This window comes from Streptomyces sp. STR69 (assembly GCF_024519455.1).
Lineage (GTDB): Bacteria > Actinomycetota > Actinomycetes > Streptomycetales > Streptomycetaceae > Streptomyces.
Window position 1 is genome coordinate 85,175 of record NZ_JALJRY010000032.1, and the last position, 16,382, is coordinate 101,556.

Here is a 16,382-nt window from a genome sequence, read left to right on the forward strand (position 1 = left end):
GCCCGCCGCCCAAAAGGGCAGCGGGCCGTGTGAAGTTGCTGCAAGAACTTCGCCGTTACGGGGTGGTGGTCCACCAGACCGTCGTGTCGGCGGGCAGCTTCGCCTCGCCGTCCGCCTCGGTCACCTCACCGCTGGCGAGCAGCAGACGGCCGTACGCCGACGTCGTCACCGACTCCCCGCTCGTGTTCGCGACACACACGAACTCCCCCCGCCTGAAGGCGAGTACGCCCTCGGGCGCCCGCAGCCACTCCACCGAGTCGCCCGCGCCGAGGTCGGGCTGCGTGCGGCGGGCGGCCAGCGCGGCCCGGTACAGCTCAAGCGTCGAGCCGGCCGTCCCGGTCTGCGCCTCGATGCTCAACTCGCCCCAGCCGTCCGGCTGCGGCAGCCAACTCCCGCCGTTCCCGAAACCGTACGACGATCCGGTGCGGGTCCACGGGATCGGCACCCGGCACCCGTCACGGAACCCGTCCTGTCCGGCGCCGCGGAAGTAGGCCGGGTCCTGGCGCACTTCGTCCGACAGGTCGACGACATCCGGCAGGCCGAGTTCCTCGCCCTGGTAGACGTACGCCGAGCCGGGCAGCGCCAGCATCAGCAGCGTCGCCGCGCGGGCCCGGCGCAGGCCCAGTTCCCGGTCCCCGGCCGTGCGGATCTGGGTGCCGAGGCCGGGCGGGTTGGCGAAGCGGGTGGCGTGCCGGGTGACGTCGTGGTTGGACAGGACCCAGGTGGCGGGGGCGCCCACCGGCCGCATGGCCTCCAGTGTCCGGTCGATGACCGTACGGAGCTCCTTCGCGTCCCAATCCGTCGACAGGTACTGGAAGTTGAAGGCCTGGTGGAGCTCGTCCGGGCGGACGTAGTTGGCGGTCCGTTCCACGGTCGGGGTCCACGCCTCGGCGACGAAGATGCGCTCGCCCGCGTACTCGTCGAGGACCAGGCGCCACTGCCGGTAGATGTCGTGCACGCCGTCCTGGTCGAAGAACGGCATGACATCGTTGCCCAGCAGCTTGACCTGGTCGTGCGAGCCGAGGTCGGGCAGCCCCTCCGCCTTCACCAGCCCATGGGCCACGTCGATCCGGAATCCGTCGACGCCGATGTCGAGCCAGAAGCGCAGGACGGACCTGAACTCGTCGCCCACCGCCGGATGTTCCCAGTTGAAGTCGGGCTGCTCGGGCGCGAAGAGGTGCAAGTACCACTCCCCGTCCGGGACTTGGGTCCAGGCCGGGCCGCCGAAGATGGACTCCCAGTCGTTGGGCGGGAGTTCGCCGTGCTCGCCCTTGCCCGGGCGGAAGTGATAGCGCTCCCGCAGCGGCGAGCCCGGGCCTTCCCTCAACGCCCGCTTGAACCAATCGTGTTGGTCCGAGGAGTGGTTGGGAACGAGGTCGACAATGACACGCAGACCGAGACCATGGGCGTCACGGATCAGCGCGTCGGCGTCGAGCAGATTGCCGAACATCGGGTCCACGGCACGGTAGTCGGCGACGTCGTAGCCCGCGTCCGCCTGCGGGGAGGCGTAGAACGGGCTGAGCCAGACGGCGTCGACACCGAGGTCACGCAGATACGGGAGTCGGGAGCGTACGCCCTCCAGGTCACCCATGCCGTCGCCGTTGCTGTCGGCGAAGCTGCGCGGATAGACCTGGTAGATGACCGCATCCCGCCACCAGTCGCCGCGCTTGGCTTTGGCGGGGTTCGGTGCCGGGGCGATGGCCGAGTGCTGCTGGGTCATGGCGTCCTTGGTACGTAACGGAAGTTGGGGCGAGGCGGCCGTAACGTCAGCGGGGTCGGATGGACGTTACGGCCGCCCCGGGTCTCAGGGGGTGAGGGGGCAGCGCCCCCCTCAAGGGGCGCGGGGAACTGCGCGACCAGCCACGACGGCGCCGCAGCCGACAACGAACCCGTCGTCAGCCCTTCGTGCCGCCCGAAGTAAGCCCGGTGACCAAGTTCTTCTGCACGAGATAGAAGAACGCGGCCACAGGTATCGCGATCAGCACAGCCGTCGCAGCCATCAGGTTGCGTTGCGCGTCGTGCTCGCTCACGAACGTCTGCAACCCGACCGCGAACGTGTACTTCGTGTCGGAAAGCATGAACGTGGACGCGAACGCGACCTCGCCGAAAGCCGTGAGGAAACTGTAGAACGCGGCGACCGCCAGGCCCGGCTTGGCGAGCGGCAGGATCAGTCGCGCGAACGTGCCGAAGGGGTTCAGCCCGTCGACGCGTCCGGCCTCGTCGATCTCGAACGGGATCGTGTCGAAGTAGCCCTTCAGCAGCCATGCGCAGTAGGGCACCGTGGTCGAGCAGTAGACGAGGATGAGACCAAGGTAGCTGTCGATCAGCTGCAGGTCCGCCAGGATCTGGTACATCGGCACGATGAGTACCGCTATCGGGAACATCTGGGTGACCAGGAGGACCCACATGAACTTCCGGTAGCCGGGGAAACGCATCCGCGAGACGGCGTAGCCGGTGGTCGCGGCGATCGTCACGCCGATGAACGAGGTGCCGAGCGAGACGATCATCGAGCTCTTCAACCAGTCGAAGAACTCGGTGTGTTGGAGCACGAACGAGTAGTTGCCGAACGTCATCTTCTTCCAGATGCCGGCCGGGTGGAGGTAGTCGTCCGAGTCCGGGCCCAGCGAGAGGAAGACCAGCCAGGCGATCGGGAAGAGCGCGATCAGGCTCGCGACGATCAGGATGCCGTGCGAGGCGAGGGTGCCGGAGCGGCTCAACTCGCCCCGGCGGCGCACCCGTTGGGGCGGGGTGTCGGTCGTACTGCTCATGGGGGCTCCTGTCTCAGATCGCGAGCTGTTGGTCATTGCGGTTCAGCCAGCGGCGGTAGAAGGAGGTGAAGACGATCAGGATGGCCAGCAGCAGGATGCCGTAGGCGGCCGACTGGGCGAAGTCACGCGGCTGTTGGCCGAAGCCGAGGTAGTACGACCAGGTGACGAGGATCGACGCGTCGGGGGCCGTGTTGCCGAACAGCAGGAAGATGACGGCGAACTGGTTGAACGTCCAGATGACGCCGAGGAGTACGACGGTGGAGCTGACCGACCTCAGGCCCGGCAGGGTGACGTGGCGGAAGCGCTGCCAGGAGCTCGCGCCGTCCATCTCGGCGGCCTCGTACAGCGAGGCGTCGATGGACTGCAGACCGCCGAGCATCGAGACCATCATGAACGGCACACCGCACCAGGTGTTGACCATGATCGCGGCGAACCGCTGCCAGAACGTGCTTTCCAGCCAGTCGGGTTGGGGCAGGTGCAGGGTGTGCAGCGCGGTGTTGATGATGCCGCCGTCGGCGAGCATGAAGCGCCAGCCGAACACGGTGACGAAGGTGGGGACGGCCCACGGCAGGATCAGCAGGAGCCGGTACAGGGTGCGTCCGCGCAGCTTCTGGTTGAGCAGCAGGGCGAGGGCCAGGCCGATCGTGTAGTGCAGGGTGACGCAGACCGCGGTCCAGACGATCGTCCAGATGAAGTGCGACCAGAAGCGGTCGTACGACGTCGGGCCGAACAGGATGTCCTTGTAGTTGTCGAACCCGATGAACTTGTAGGTGGCGTCGATGTGGTTGACGCCGATCGTGCGCGCGGTGTTGAGGCTGTTGGCGTCGGTGAGCGTCAGGTACAGGCCGTACACCAGGGGGTAGAGCACGAGGACGCCGAGCACGACGACCACGGGGATGATCATCGCGTACGCGTACCAGTGCTTCTGGTAGCCGGACCTGAGGCGTTGGCCGGGCCCGGGGCGGGGTGCGCGGTCACCGTGGCGCTTGCCGGTCGCGCGGTCGATGGCGACTGTCATGGTTCGTTCGACACCTTCTGGAAGTTCAAGCGGGTACGGCGAGTTCAGGGCTGCGGCGGCTCAGGCCGATGGCCGTCGGATCCGTCCCCCCAGTACCTGATCTGGCGGATCCGACGGCCACTCGGGGCTACTTGCTGAAGTCCGGGACCAGCTTGGCGATCGCCAACTCGGCGTTGCTCAGGCCCTTGTCGAGGGACTCCTTGCCACCGGCGACCTTGGGCAGCTCGGTGTCCAGCGGACCCCACAGCGAGCTGTACTCGGCGAGCGCCGGGCGCGGCTGGGCGACGCCCAGGACGCCCTGGAAGCCGGCGATGCCCGGGTCGGCCTTGACGGCGGCGGTGTAGGCGTCGTCGCGGGTCGGCAGTGTCGAGTTCTTCAGCGCGATCGTCGACTGGGAGGCGGCGGAGGTCATGAAGTTGAGGAACTTCAGGGACGCCTTCTGGTGCGCGGAGTCCGAGCCGGCGTAGACCGAGAGGTTGTGACCGCCGGTCGGGGCACCGGACTTGCCGGTGGAGCCGGCCGGGATCTGCGCGATACCGAGGTTGGACTTGTCCTTGAAGGCCGAGCCCTTGTAGAAGTTCGTGATCTCCCAGGGGCCCTGGATGATCGCGGCGACCTTGCCGTTGACGAACGCGTCCTGGATGTGGGCGTAGGCGTCGGCGGTGGTGTCGGCCTTGTGCAGACCGGTGCCCGAGAACAGGCTCAGCCAGGTGCCGTAGGCCTTCTTCGCGGCGGCGGAGTCCACGGTGATCTTCTTGGCGGCGGCGTCGACGGTGTCGGTGCCCTCGCCGTAGAGGAAGGTCTGCGCGTAGTAGGCCTGGGTGGAACCCCAGTAGCCGTCGACCTTGGCCTTCGCCTTGATCGTCGCCGCGTCGGTCTTCAACTCGTCCCAGGTGGTGGGGGCTTGGGTGATCCCGGCCTGCGCGAAGAGCGCCTTGTTGTAGACGAGGGCGAGGGTGTCGGTGACCAGCGGCACACCGTACGTCTTGCCGTCGTACTGGGCCTGCGTGATCAGGTTCGGCTTGAACTTGGCCTGGTCCGCGAGGGCTTCGGTGCCGTCGAGCGGCAGGAAGTAGCCCTTCTTCGCGAAGGCGGGGGTCCAGCCGACCTCCGAACGCAGCACGTCCGGGGCGCCCTTGGAACCGGCGGCGGTGTCGAACTTGTTCTGCGCCTGGTCGAAGGGCACGTTGACGTACTTGACCTTGATGTTCTTGTTGGCGGCCTCGAACTTGGCGACCAGGGCCTTGTACGTCGGTGCCTCATTGGTGGCGTTGGAGGTGTCCCACCAGGTGATGGTGACCGGCCCGTCCGACTTGCCGCTGTCACTGTCACTGCCGCCGCAGGCCGTCGCCGCGAGGGCGAGGGACGCCACCAGCGCGGTGGCCGCTATGCCACGCCGCATGAGTTCTCCTTGAGGGTGAAAGCCCGTGTGCCGCAGGGGGCGGGCCCGTCCGCCGCCCCTGTGACTCGCCGACCGCTCCTTCGCCGCCGCCGGGCGTCGCCGAACGTAACAGCGATGCAAGCGTTGCGAAAGTCCTTGCTGCAAAAAACTGCAAGACGGCGGGAGAGTTACCCGCCCGTGACCTCTCCTCGACCCTCGCGCAACCCAGTGTTGATGCGGCTGAGCGGGCAATGGGACACTTGTGCAAGACTCTGCAAGCACTTGCCGCATGTCGTACGTTGACCAGAACACGAGGGATCGCGATGACGCAGCAACCCGCAGCGCGCCGACGGCCGGTACAGTCCACTCCCGTGACCACACGGCTTGCCGACATCGCCGCCCAGGCGGGGGTGAGCGAAGCGACCGTCAGCCGCGTCCTCAACGGCAAGCCGGGCGTCGCCGCCACCACCCGCCAATCCGTCCTCGCCGCCCTCGACGTGCTCGGCTACGAACGTCCGGTACGGCTGCGGCAGCGCAGCGAGGGCCTGGTCGGTCTCATAACGCCGGAGCTGGAGAACCCGATATTCCCCGCCCTGGCCCAGGTCATCGGCCAGGCGCTGACCCGGCAGGGCTACACCCCGGTGCTCGCCACCCAGACCCCGGGCGGGTCCACGGAGGACGAGCTGACCGAGATGCTCGTCGACCGCGGGGTCGCCGGCATCATCTTCGTCTCCGGACTGCACGCGGACACCTCCGCGGACATGCAGCGCTACGAGCAACTGCGGGCGCAGGGCGTGCCGTTCGTGCTCGTGGACGGCTTCTCGCCGAAGGTGCAGGCGCCGTTCATCTCCCCGGACGACCGCGCGGCGATGACCCTCGCCGTCACCCACCTCGTCTCGCTCGGCCACACCCGCATCGGTCTGGCCCTGGGCCCCAAGCGGTTCGTACCCGTACAACGCAAGATCGAGGGCTTCGTCCGCGCGATGCAGGACCAGCTGGCCCTGACCGCCGAGGACGTGGAGACCCGGCTCGTCCAGCACTCGCTGTACACGCTGGAGGGCGGGCAGGCCGCCACCGCCGCGCTGATCGACCGCGACTGCACGGCGATCGTGTGCGCGAGCGACATGATGGCGCTCGGCGCGATACGGGCGGCCCGGCAGCGGGGTCTGGAGGTGCCCCGGGAGGTCTCGGTGGTGGGCTTCGACGACTCCCCGCTGATCGCCTTCACCGACCCGCCGCTGACCACGATCCGCAAGCCGGTGCCGGCCATGGGACAGGCGGCGGTGCGGACGTTGCTGGAGGAGATCGGCGGGACCCCTGCGCCGCACAGTGAGTTCGTGTTCATGCCGGAACTGGTGGTACGGGGTTCAACGGCTTCGGCGCCCGGGGAACGGAATCGTCCCTAAGGGGGAGAAACCAAGGCGGCTTCCCGTGCGCTGGTAGTAGTACGGGGACTCTTCTCGTCGTAGAACATGCGAGCCGGACCCGACCAAGGGATGATCGGTCGCGGAAGCCTTTTCTGGCAGACTTTGTGTCTATGGGTGAGACCACCGTGACGACATTGGAAGGCCGTGAAGAAGCCGTTCCGAGCCCCGTCGCGGACGCCGCGGGGCAGGGTTTTCTGCGCCGGTTGCGGACCCCGCGCCGGCCTCGGCTGTGGTTCGAGATCCTGCTGATCGCGGTGAGTTACTGGACGTACTCACAGATCCGCAACGCGGTTCCGGAACAGCGGGGTGAGGCGCTCCGCAACGCCGACTGGCTCTGGCGGGTGGAGAACCACCTCGGCATCGCCGTCGAGCAGTCGGTCAACCATGCCGTGAACTCGGTGACTTGGCTGATCGTCGGCATGAACTACTACTACGCCACGCTGCACTTCGTGGTGACGCTGGGTGTCCTGGTGTGGCTGTACCGCAGTCATCCGGGCCGGTACGCGGCGACCCGCCTGGTCCTCTTCGCGACCACGGCCGTGGCCCTGGTCGGCTACTACTTCTTCCCGCTGGCCCCGCCCCGCCTGATGAACGGCGGCCACTTCGTCGACACCGTCATGGTCCACCAGACCTGGGGTTCGATGGCCTCCGGCGACCTGAAGCACATGTCGAACCAGTACGCCGCGATGCCGTCCATGCACATCGGCTGGTCCCTGTGGTGCGGCCTGACGATCTTCGCCCTGGCGAAACTCCCCTGGGTCCGCATCCTGGGCCTCCTCTACCCGGCGGCCACCCTCATGGTCATCGTCTCCACCGCCAACCACTTCTGGCTCGACGCCGTCGGCGGCATGCTCTGCCTGGCCTTCGGCCTCACGGTCTCCCGCCTCTGGTACGGCGCCTTCCCGTACGCCTTGCCGCGGGCGGTGGCCACCGGTTCGCTCTCAGGCCAACGCTCACTGGAGCGCCCCTGAAGGGGCGCGGGGAACTGCGCGACCGGCCCCCATCGGCGGTCGGCCGAAGAACAACCCGCTCACGCCCCGTAGAAGAGCAGATCCACCACACCCCTGGCCCGCCGCGTGGTCCGCCGATAGTCGTCGAGCATGTCGCCCACATGACCGGGCCCGTACCCCAAGTACCGCCCCACAGCAGCCAGTTCACGCGGATCAGAGGGAAACGTGTCCCCCGCCCGCCCCCGCACCAGCATCACCGCGTTACGCACCCTCGTCGCCAGCACCCAGGCCTCGTCCAAGGTCGCGGCGTCCTCCGCCGAGATCAACTCGGCAGCGCACGCCGCTGCAAGGGCCCCCCGCGTACGCGTGGTCCGCAGCCCCGACTCGACCCACCCGTGCCGCAACTGCATGAGCTGCACGGTCCATTCGACGTCGGAGAGCCCCCCACGCCCCAGCTTGGTGTGCAGCGTAGGGTCCGCGCCGCGAGGCAACCGCTCGGACTCCATCCGCGCCTTCAACCGCCGGATCTCCCGTACGGCGTCGTCACCGAGCCCCTCGGCCGGATACCGCAGCGGATCGATCAGCTCGATGAACCGACGCCCCAACTCCTCGTCCCCGGCGACGGGTTCGGCCCGCAGCAGCGCCTGCGACTCCCAGACCAGGGACCACCGGCGGTAGTACGCCTCGTAGGAGTTCAACGACCGTACGAGTGGCCCCGACTTGCCCTCGGGACGCAGGTCCGCGTCGATCAGCAGGGGCGGGTCCGAGCTGGCGACCTGCAGCAGCCGGCGCATCTCGGAGACGACCTTGTTGGCCGCCTCGGAGGCCTCGCGTTCCGGTACGCCCTCGCGGGGTTCGTGCACGAACAGGACGTCCGCGTCGGAGCCGTAGCCCAGTTCGTGGCCGCCGAAGCGGCCCATGCCGATGACGGCGAAGCGGGTGGGCAGGGTGTCGCCCCAGCTCTCGCGGACGACCGCGCGCAGGGTGCCGGCGAGGGTGGCCGCGGTGAGGTCGGAGACGGCGCCGCCGACCCGGTCGACCAGGGCGCCCTGGTCGGCCGCGGCGGGCTGGGTCTCGGTGCCGTAGGAGCCGACGATGTCGAAGGCGGCCGTACGGAAGAGTTCGCGGCGGCGGACGCCGCGGGCGAAGGTGACCGCCTGGACGGCGTCGTCGGCGCGGCCGACCGCGGCCAGTATCTCCTGGTCCAGGTGGGCGCGTTCGCGGGGTTCGAGGCCGCTGCCGCCGTCGCCGTCGCCGAGCAGGGCGACCGCTTCGGGGGCGCGCATCAGGAGGTCGGGGGCGAGGCGGCCGGCCGACAGGACGCGGGCGAGGTTCTCGGCGGCGGCGCCCTCGTCCCTCAACAGCCGTAGGTACCAAGGGGTCTTGCCGAGCGCGTCGGAGACCTTGCGGAAGTTGAGGAGGCCCGCGTCCGGGTCGGCGGAGTCCGCGAACCAGCCCAACAGGACGGGCAGCAGGGTGCGTTGGATGGCGGCCTTGCGGGTGACGCCGGAGGCGAGGGCCTCGATGTGGCGCAGGGCCGCGGCCGGGTCGACGTAGCCGAGGGCCACCAGGCGTTCGCGGGCCGCCTCGGCGCTCAACTTGGCCTCGCCGGGGGCGAGTTGGGCGACCGCGTCGAGCAGTGGGCGGTAGAAGAGCTTCTCGTGCAGGCGTCGTACGACCGTCGCGTGCCGTTTCCACTCGCGGTTCAGCTCGGCCACCGGGTCGGTGCGCAGGCCCATCGAGCGGCCGAGGCGGCGCTGGTCGGCCTCCTCCACGGGGACCAGGTGGGTGCGGCGCAACCGGTAGAGCTGGATGCGGTGTTCCATGGTGCGCAGAAAGCGATAGGCGTCGTCGAGCCGGGCGGCGTCCTCGCGGCCGACGTAGCCGCCGGCGGCGAGGGCCTGGAGCGCGACGAGCGTGGTGCCGCTGCGCAGCGAGATGTCGGCGCGGCCGTGCACCAACTGCAGGAGCTGGACGGCGAATTCGACGTCCCGCAGGCCGCCGGGGGCGAGCTTCAGTTCGCGGTCGATCTCCGCGGCGGGGATGTTCTCGACGACCCGGCGGCGCATCTTCTGCACGTCGTTGACGAAGTTCTCGCGCTCGGCCGCTTTCCACACGAGGGGTTCGAGGGCGGCGACGTACTCCGCGCCGAGCGCGAGGTCGCCGGCCACCGGGCGGGCCTTCAACAGGGCCTGGAACTCCCAGGTCTTGGCCCAGCGCTGGTAGTAGGCGAGATGGCTGGCGAGGGTGCGGACCAGGGGGCCGTTGCGGCCCTCGGGGCGGAGGTTGGCGTCGACGGGCCAGATGGAGCCCTCGACGGTGGTCTCGGAGCAGATCCGCATCATGTGCGCGGCGAGCTTGGTGGCGGCGCGGAGCGCCTTGCCCTCGTCGGCTCCGTCGACGGCCTCGCCGACGAAGATGACGTCGACGTCGGAGACGTAGTTCAGCTCGTGGCCGCCGCACTTGCCCATCGCGATCACCGCGAGCCGGCACAGCGCGGCGTCGTCGGGTGCGGCGGCGCGTGCGATGGCGAGGGCGGCGCGCAGGGTGGCGGTGGCGAGGTCGGCGAGTTCGGCGGCGGTCTGCGCGAGGTCGGTGGTGCCGCACACGTCGCGGGCGGCGATGGACAGCAGGCAGCGGCGGTAGGCGACGCGGAGGGCGACGGGGTCGGTGGCTTCTGCCAGCCCGCGTTCGAACTCCTCCACCCCGGGGTGGAGGTCGCGGGGTTCGTACATGACGAGGGCGTGCCAGTCGCGCGGGTGCCGGTCGAGATGGTCGCCGAGGGCGGCGGAGGCGCCGAGCACACCGAGCAGCCGGTCCCGTAGGGGTTTCGCCGCGATCAGCGTGTCCGTCAGCTCGCGCCGGGCGGTGGGCTCGGGCTGCGCCTCCAGGAGTCGTACGAGACCCTGAAGGGCGAGGTCGGGGTCGGCGGTGGCGCCGAGGGCCTCCAACAGGACCGGGTCGTTCCTTATGGGCGCCAGCTCCGCGCTCTCCAGGAGCCGCTCGGCGGCCGAGGGATCGGTGAAACCGTGCCGCAGCAGCCGCGTGAAGGTACTGCTTCTGCGTCCCGGCGCCGTCATCCTCGGCCTCCCTCGGATCAAGGTCGTGCGGATCTGGGTCATTCCGATCTAGGTCATTCCGATCTAGGTCGTGACGTCCCGAGCCTAACCGCAGGTGCGGGCGGGGGCGCCGGGGCGTGCGGCGATGAGTTCCGGAGGGGTATGGGGTCTCCACTACCGGAGGGGTACGGGGTCTCCGCCGGGGGACGACCGACGACTTCGGAAGGGAAGCCGATGACGTACGACTCAGGGACACGGCCCAGGGGTGTCCGATGACCGACAACGCACCGCGAACCCGTCTCGACCCCCGCTACAGCGACCCGGCGGCCACCGCGCCCGACTGGGCCACGGCCGAGGCGCGGCTCTCGGCGGCCGAGCAGTTCTGGATCTCGACGGTGCGGCCCGACGGGCGCCCGCATGTGACGCCGTTGCCGGCGGTGTGGGCGGACGGGGCGCTGCACTTCTGCACCGGGCCGGAGGAGCGCAAGGCGCGCAACCTCGCCGACAACCCGCATGTCGTGCTGACGACCGGCACGAGCACCTGGGACAAGGGATACGACCTGGTCGTCGAGGGTGCGGCGGTGCGGGTCGAGGACGAGGGCAGGCTGCGGGAGCTGGCCGCCGCGTGGGAGGCGAAGTACGGCAGTTTCTGGCGTTTCGATGTGCGGGACGGGGCCTTCCACCACGGTGGCGGGTACGCGTTCGTCTTCGCTGTGGCGCCCCGCACGGTTTTCGGCTTCGGTAAGGGGGAGCCGTTCAGCCAGACGCGTTGGCGGTTCGAGTGACACGCCTGACAGACGTGCCTGACAAAGGAGTCAAGCCATGGACATGACCCTCGAAGTGATCCTTCTCCCCGTCTCCGACGTGGACCGGGCCAAGGCGTTCTACCAGGACAAGGTCGGTTTCCATGTGGATCTCGACGGCGAGGTGATGGAAGGCGTGCGGATCGTGCAGCTCACGCCGCCGGGGTCCGGCTGTTCGATCGCGCTGGTCGACGGCCTGCAGGTGCCGACCGGGACGCCGCAGCCGGGGACGTACCACGGCATGCAGCTCTGCGTGCAGGACGCGAAGGCGGCCTACGACGAGCTGACCGCGCGCGGGCTTGAGGTCAGCGAGCCGGTGCAGTTCGCACCGCAGGACGGGGCGACGTTCATGTACTTCAAGGACCCTGATGGCAACGGCTGGGCGATCCAGGAGTACCGGAAGCGGGCCACCGAGCCGTTGCACCAGGTGCTGGCCCAACTGGCCGGCCCGCAACAGTAGTTCGCCACCAGCAGTAGTTCATCTCTTCTTCATCCATCGGGTTGGGAGCGGTGGGATGCGGGCATTTTGGCGTGTGCATGCTCTGTCCGCACCGTCACCCCCGTCCTCCCCCCACCCGGAGGTTGAAGTGTCCGGCAGTTCTGGCAATTCCGGCAGTTCCAGCAGTCCTGGCAGTTCCAGCGGTTCCGTTGGTTCCGTGTACCGCCGCAGCCGCGCCGTCGTGGCGTCCGCGCTCGCCTTCTCGGCAGCCGCCGTCGGGGTCTGGACCGGTTTCGGCACCGCCTCGACCGCGCACGCCGCGACCGTGGTGCCGACCCCGGACCACGTCGTCGTCGTGGTGATGGAGAACCACGCCTACAGCCAGGTCATCGGCTCCTCCAGTGCCCCCTACATCAACTCGCTCGCGTCCGGCGGCGCCGCCCTCACCCAGTCGTACGGGATCACCCACCCGAGCCAGCCGAACTACTTCGCCCTGTTCTCCGGCTCCACCCAGGGCATCACCAGCGACAGCTGCTACACGGCGGGCTTCTCCTCGGCCGCGAACCTCGCCTCCGAGGTGACGGCGGCGGGCGGCACCTGGGCCAGCTACAACGAGACGCTGCCCAGCCAGGGTTCGACGACGTGCAGCAGCGGCACCTACGCGCGCAAGCACAACCCGTGGTTCGGTTTCTCCAACGTCGCAACGTCGACGGCGAAGACCTTCGCGCAGTTCCCCACGGACTACACGACGCTCCCCGACATCTCCTTCGTGACGCCCAACCTGTGCAGCGACATGCACGACTGCTCGGTGGCGACCGGTGACACCTGGCTGAAGAACAACCTCGGCGCGTACGCGACTTGGGCCAAAACGCACAACAGCCTGCTCGTCGTCACCTTCGACGAGGACAACCTGCTCAGCGGCAACCGCATCCCGACGGTCCTCTACGGCCAGCCGGTGACCGCGGGCGCCACGTCCTCGACCACGTACAACCACTACAACCTGCTGCGGACCCTGGAGGACTCCCAGGGCCTGTCCACCCACGCGGGCAACGCGGCCTCGGCCGCAGACATCACCGGCATCTGGGCGTCCTGAGATGTACGTGGCGGACAGCCGCGCCAACGCCGAACCAAGTGCCGGGGGTACTACGGGTACTGCCCGTAGTACGGCGCGGGTGTCCGCCGTCGTCGCCCCCACGGTCTTCGCACTCGGCGCGGTCAGCCTGATCACCGACGTGTCCTCCGAGATGGTGACCGCGGTGCTGCCGCTGTACCTGGTGACGGGCCTCGGCCTGTCACCGCTGGGCTTCGGTCTCCTGGACGGCATCTACAACGGCTTCTCGGCACTCGTCCGCCTGGCCGGCGGCCACCTCGCCGACCGGGGCGGCGGGCGCCACAAGTGGGTGGCGGGCGTGGGCTACGCCGTCTCGGCAGCCTGCAAACCCCTCCTGCTCCTGGCCCACACCCTCACCCCCATCGGCCTGATCCTGGCCGCCGACCGCACGGGCAAGGGCCTGCGCACGGCACCGCGCGACGCGCTGATCTCTCTCTCCTCCACCCCGGAGAACCGGGGTCGTGCCTTCGGCGTACACCGCGCGATGGACACGGCGGGCGCGCTGCTCGGCCCGCTGGTGGCGTTCCTGATCCTGCGGGCGACGGTCGACGGGTACGACGCGGTGTTCACGGTGAGTTTCTGCGTGGCGGTGATCGGCGTCCTGGTGCTGGTGCTGTTCGTGCCGGCGCCAACACGGACACCAACACCGGCACCGGTACCGGATGCCGAGAAGGTCGTACGTCCGACCCTGCGCGCCGCCTTCGCCCTGCTCGCCCGTCGCGACCTCCGCCGCATCACCCTCTGCGCGCTGCTGCTGGGCCTGGCGACGGTCAGCGACTCCTTCGTGTACCTGCTCCTGCAACGCCGCCTCGGCGTCCCCGACCGCTGGTTCGCCCTGCTCCCCCTGGGCACGGCGGCGGCCTTCCTGCTGCTCGCCGTACCACTGGGCCGCCTGGCGGACCGCGTCGGCCGTTGGCGGATATTCCTGGCCGGCCACGGCGCCCTCCTCACGGCGTACGCCTTGCTGCTGACCTCCTGGCACGGCGCGGCCCTCCCCTACGCCGTCCTCCTCCTGCACGGCGGTTTCTACGCGGCGACCGACGGCGTACTGATGGCGGCGGCCTCGGACAGCGTGCCGGAGGAACTGCGGTCGTCGGGGCTCGCGTTGGTGCAGACAGGCCAGGCGGCGGCGAGGTTCGTGTGCTCGCTGGGCTTCGGGGCGGCGTGGACGCTGTGGGGCGACCGGGCGGCGCTCATGGCGTCGGCGGCGGCACTGGCGGTCTGCGCGGTGTTCGCGCTGAGACTCCGTCCCGGCCGATCAGTACTGGAGCCTGTCCGATGACCCTGCGCAACCGCGTCCTCGTGCTCACCACGGCAATCGTCCTGCTGGCAGGGATCGCCGTCGCCTCGGTACTCCACGCGTCGGCGCGTGCCGGGCAGCGGGACCAGGTCCAGCCCGGCGGCCCGCAGGTCACCGCGGGCCGGGTCACCCTCGTGTCGCCCGGCACCATGGTGTTCCGCAACATGGCCTGGGGCCCCCACCGGGACGAACTGACCACGGTCCCGGCCTCCGACCCCTCCGGCCCACGCACCGCCTCCGGCCTCAAGTGCCTCCGCTTCTACGCCAGTTCGGGCACGGGAGTCTGCCTCCAGGCGGTCCACGGCACGGTCACGGACACCTACCGCGCGCTGATCCTCGACGCCCACCTCAAAGTGAAGGCCCACTACGACGTCCCCGGCATCCCCTCCCGGGCCCGTGTCTCCCCCACGGGTCACTTCGCGGCCTGGACTGCGTTCGTCGGCGGCGACTCCTACGCGGGTACGAACTTCTCCACGCGAGCGGCGATCGTCGACACCAGGACGGGCCGACTGACCCCGTCCCTGGAGTCGTTCCGCATCCTCAAGGACGGTCACGTCCACCACGCGGCCGACGCCAACTTCTGGGGCGTGACCTTCGCGGCGGACGACCGCACGTTCTACGCGACGCTGGCGACAAAGGGCAGCACGTACCTGGTGAAGGGCGACCTGCGCGCTCGGACGGTCACCACGATCCACACGAACGTGGAATGCCCGTCCCTGTCGCCCGACGGCACCCGCATTGCCTACAAGAAACGCGTGCAGGGCCTCCCGAAGGACGCCCCGTGGCACCTGTACGTGCTCAACCTCCGCACGATGCAAGAGACTTCGCTGGCGGAGCCCCGCAGCGTGGACGACCAGGCGGTGTGGCGGGACGACCACACCATCGTCTACGCACTGCCCGGCGACTACGGCGCGGACCTGTACGCGGTACCGGCGGACGGCACGGGAAAGCCGCGGCGCATCAGCACCGCGGCCGTGTCCCCCGCGTTCGTGAGGTAGGACAGAAGCAGAACGGGCCGGGCTAGAGCACCGGCAGGTCCTTCCGCAGCTCGAACGCGGTGACCTCGCTGCGGTACTCCTCCCACTCCTGCCGCTTGTTGCGCAGGAAGTGACGTCGGCTGGAGCAACCTTGGGCGATCGACGTTGGCGCCGCGCTGACCTGTGGTCGAGGGGTTGTCATTGGCCGTTGTTGGTCGCTGTGGGCCCCCCTTTGACGGCCCACAGGCGGCCCGGCTAAGACACCGATGCAAGATCAACGACAAGCCGTCAGGCCTCTGCCCGCAGCACCCCTCTGGGGGCATGATGTGCCGCATGGATCAAGGAAATGCAGCTGTGTGGGCAGCCGCGCTCGGGATCGCAGGCACACTACTCGGGGCTCTGGGAGGAGCCTACGTACAGGCACAGGCGACCCGTAGACAGGTGACAGATCAAGAGGCAGTTGACGTCCGGCACCGCCTGCGTGATGAGCGGCGTGCGGCCTTCGCAACGGTCCTCGACCAGTGCGACGCGGTCCAGGCGGCTCTTGGCCCGATCACAACCGTCCGCATATCGTCGGAATGGCGTGAAGGCCTGGATCGCAGGGAGCTCTGGACACCCGCCAATGCTGCCCTCGCCGCGCTGAAACGGTCTGCAACCACAGTGGCGGTCACTGGCCCTGATGACATGGCGAACCTGGCGCAGGCCATCTATGAGGCGATGCTCCAGGCAGCCAATGCCCTGCGGTATCCAGGACTAGCCGCAGACGAAGTCGTCCAACAGTACGGTGTCGCGTCGGGCAGCCTAGACACGCTGAGGAGCAGGTTCGTTGCCGGAGCCCAGAAGACACTCGCCGCTCCCGGCAGGCAGTAGACGGGCTACGACAGATTTACAGTCCCCAAGATCACGCGACTACAGGTCACCTGACCTGGGTCTTAGAGCGTCCGCCAGTAGGTCATCGGATGCGGGGGGTGCGGGGTCGTGCAGGGGCGGCGTGCCCGCGCCGCCCCTGGGTCTTGAGTAGGGCGGGGAACTTTGAGCGTATACGGCAGCCCCGAGTCTGGGCCTCGACAGTCAAGTTGAGCCTTGCATCTTGCCGACTCGGGTGGCTCATAGCCAAGATGAGAGTTCGCAAGTCGTATGGGTGCGTGG

General features: G+C 69.0%; 13 protein-coding genes and 1 pseudogene. 8 read left to right on the forward strand and 6 right to left on the reverse strand.

The window, feature by feature from the left end; all coding sequences use genetic code 11:
• Positions 1-55 precede the first annotated feature (55 nt).
• The 4 genes from OC490_RS40400 to OC490_RS40415 form a co-directional block, all read right to left on the reverse strand.
• Positions 56-1,720, reverse strand: a complete 1,665-nt coding sequence (locus tag OC490_RS40400) for a glycoside hydrolase family 13 protein (protein ID WP_262063029.1) — start codon at positions 1,718-1,720, stop codon at positions 56-58.
• A 175-nt stretch (positions 1,721-1,895) separates the two neighbouring features.
• A complete protein-coding gene (locus tag OC490_RS40405) occupies positions 1,896-2,768 on the reverse strand; it encodes a sugar ABC transporter permease (RefSeq protein WP_262063030.1) in 873 nt (290 codons plus the stop codon).
• A gap of 13 nt (positions 2,769-2,781) precedes the next feature.
• A complete protein-coding gene (locus tag OC490_RS40410) occupies positions 2,782-3,786 on the reverse strand; it encodes a carbohydrate ABC transporter permease (protein ID WP_262063031.1) in 1,005 nt (334 codons plus the stop codon).
• Positions 3,787-3,913: 127 nt separating this feature from the next.
• The gene (locus OC490_RS40415; protein ID WP_262063032.1) at positions 3,914-5,188 is read right to left on the reverse strand and encodes an extracellular solute-binding protein; all 1,275 of its coding nucleotides are present in this window, start codon (positions 5,186-5,188) and stop codon (positions 3,914-3,916) included.
• Between the two features lie 350 nt (positions 5,189-5,538).
• Here OC490_RS40415 and OC490_RS40420 point away from each other — a divergent pair, with 350 nt between their 5' ends.
• Together OC490_RS40420 and OC490_RS40425 are read left to right on the forward strand one after the other, a co-directional pair.
• A complete protein-coding gene (locus OC490_RS40420; protein ID WP_262063033.1) occupies positions 5,539-6,573 on the forward strand; it encodes a LacI family DNA-binding transcriptional regulator in 1,035 nt (344 codons plus the stop codon).
• A gap of 131 nt (positions 6,574-6,704) precedes the next feature.
• Positions 6,705-7,565: a phosphatase PAP2 family protein gene (locus OC490_RS40425; RefSeq protein WP_262063034.1), complete on the forward strand. Its 861-nt coding sequence runs from the start codon at positions 6,705-6,707 to the stop codon at positions 7,563-7,565.
• Between the two features lie 59 nt (positions 7,566-7,624).
• Here OC490_RS40425 and OC490_RS40430 read toward each other — a convergent pair whose 3' ends face one another.
• Complete coding sequence (locus OC490_RS40430) at positions 7,625-10,624, reverse strand: bifunctional [glutamine synthetase] adenylyltransferase/[glutamine synthetase]-adenylyl-L-tyrosine phosphorylase (RefSeq protein WP_262063035.1); 3,000 nt, start codon at positions 10,622-10,624, stop codon at positions 7,625-7,627.
• A gap of 251 nt (positions 10,625-10,875) precedes the next feature.
• Here OC490_RS40430 and OC490_RS40435 point away from each other — a divergent pair, with 251 nt between their 5' ends.
• The 5 genes from OC490_RS40435 to OC490_RS40455 all read left to right on the forward strand — a co-directional run bounded on the left by OC490_RS40435 (position 10,876) and on the right by OC490_RS40455 (position 15,254).
• Positions 10,876-11,388 carry a pyridoxamine 5'-phosphate oxidase family protein gene (locus OC490_RS40435; RefSeq protein ID WP_262063036.1) on the forward strand — a complete coding sequence of 171 codons (513 nt, stop codon included), beginning with the start codon at positions 10,876-10,878 and terminating at the stop codon, positions 11,386-11,388.
• A gap of 37 nt (positions 11,389-11,425) precedes the next feature.
• The gene (locus OC490_RS40440) at positions 11,426-11,866 is read left to right on the forward strand and encodes a VOC family protein (protein WP_262063037.1); all 441 of its coding nucleotides are present in this window, start codon (positions 11,426-11,428) and stop codon (positions 11,864-11,866) included.
• A 196-nt stretch (positions 11,867-12,062) separates the two neighbouring features.
• On the forward strand, positions 12,063-12,938 hold the full coding sequence (locus tag OC490_RS40445; RefSeq protein ID WP_262063038.1) for an alkaline phosphatase family protein: 876 nt from the start codon (positions 12,063-12,065) through the stop codon (positions 12,936-12,938).
• Between the two features lies 1 nt (position 12,939).
• Positions 12,940-14,238 (forward strand): MFS transporter, encoded by a 1,299-nt coding sequence (locus tag OC490_RS40450; protein ID WP_262063039.1) that lies wholly within the window; start codon positions 12,940-12,942, stop codon positions 14,236-14,238.
• Entirely contained in the window at positions 14,235-15,254 is a 1,020-nt protein-coding gene (locus tag OC490_RS40455) for a TolB family protein (protein WP_262063040.1), read from the forward strand. Before OC490_RS40450 ends, OC490_RS40455 begins: the two co-directional genes overlap by 4 nt.
• A gap of 22 nt (positions 15,255-15,276) precedes the next feature.
• On the opposite strand, the pseudogene OC490_RS40460 reads toward OC490_RS40455, so the two are convergent.
• Positions 15,277-15,363 (reverse strand): annotated as a pseudogene (locus OC490_RS40460) (glutamine synthetase); the annotation flags it as partial.
• A 203-nt stretch (positions 15,364-15,566) separates the two neighbouring features.
• On the opposite strand from OC490_RS40460, the gene OC490_RS40465 reads away from it, so the two are divergent.
• On the forward strand, positions 15,567-16,103 hold the full coding sequence (locus tag OC490_RS40465) for a hypothetical protein (protein ID WP_262063041.1): 537 nt from the start codon (positions 15,567-15,569) through the stop codon (positions 16,101-16,103).
• The last annotated feature ends 279 nt before the right edge of the window (positions 16,104-16,382 follow it).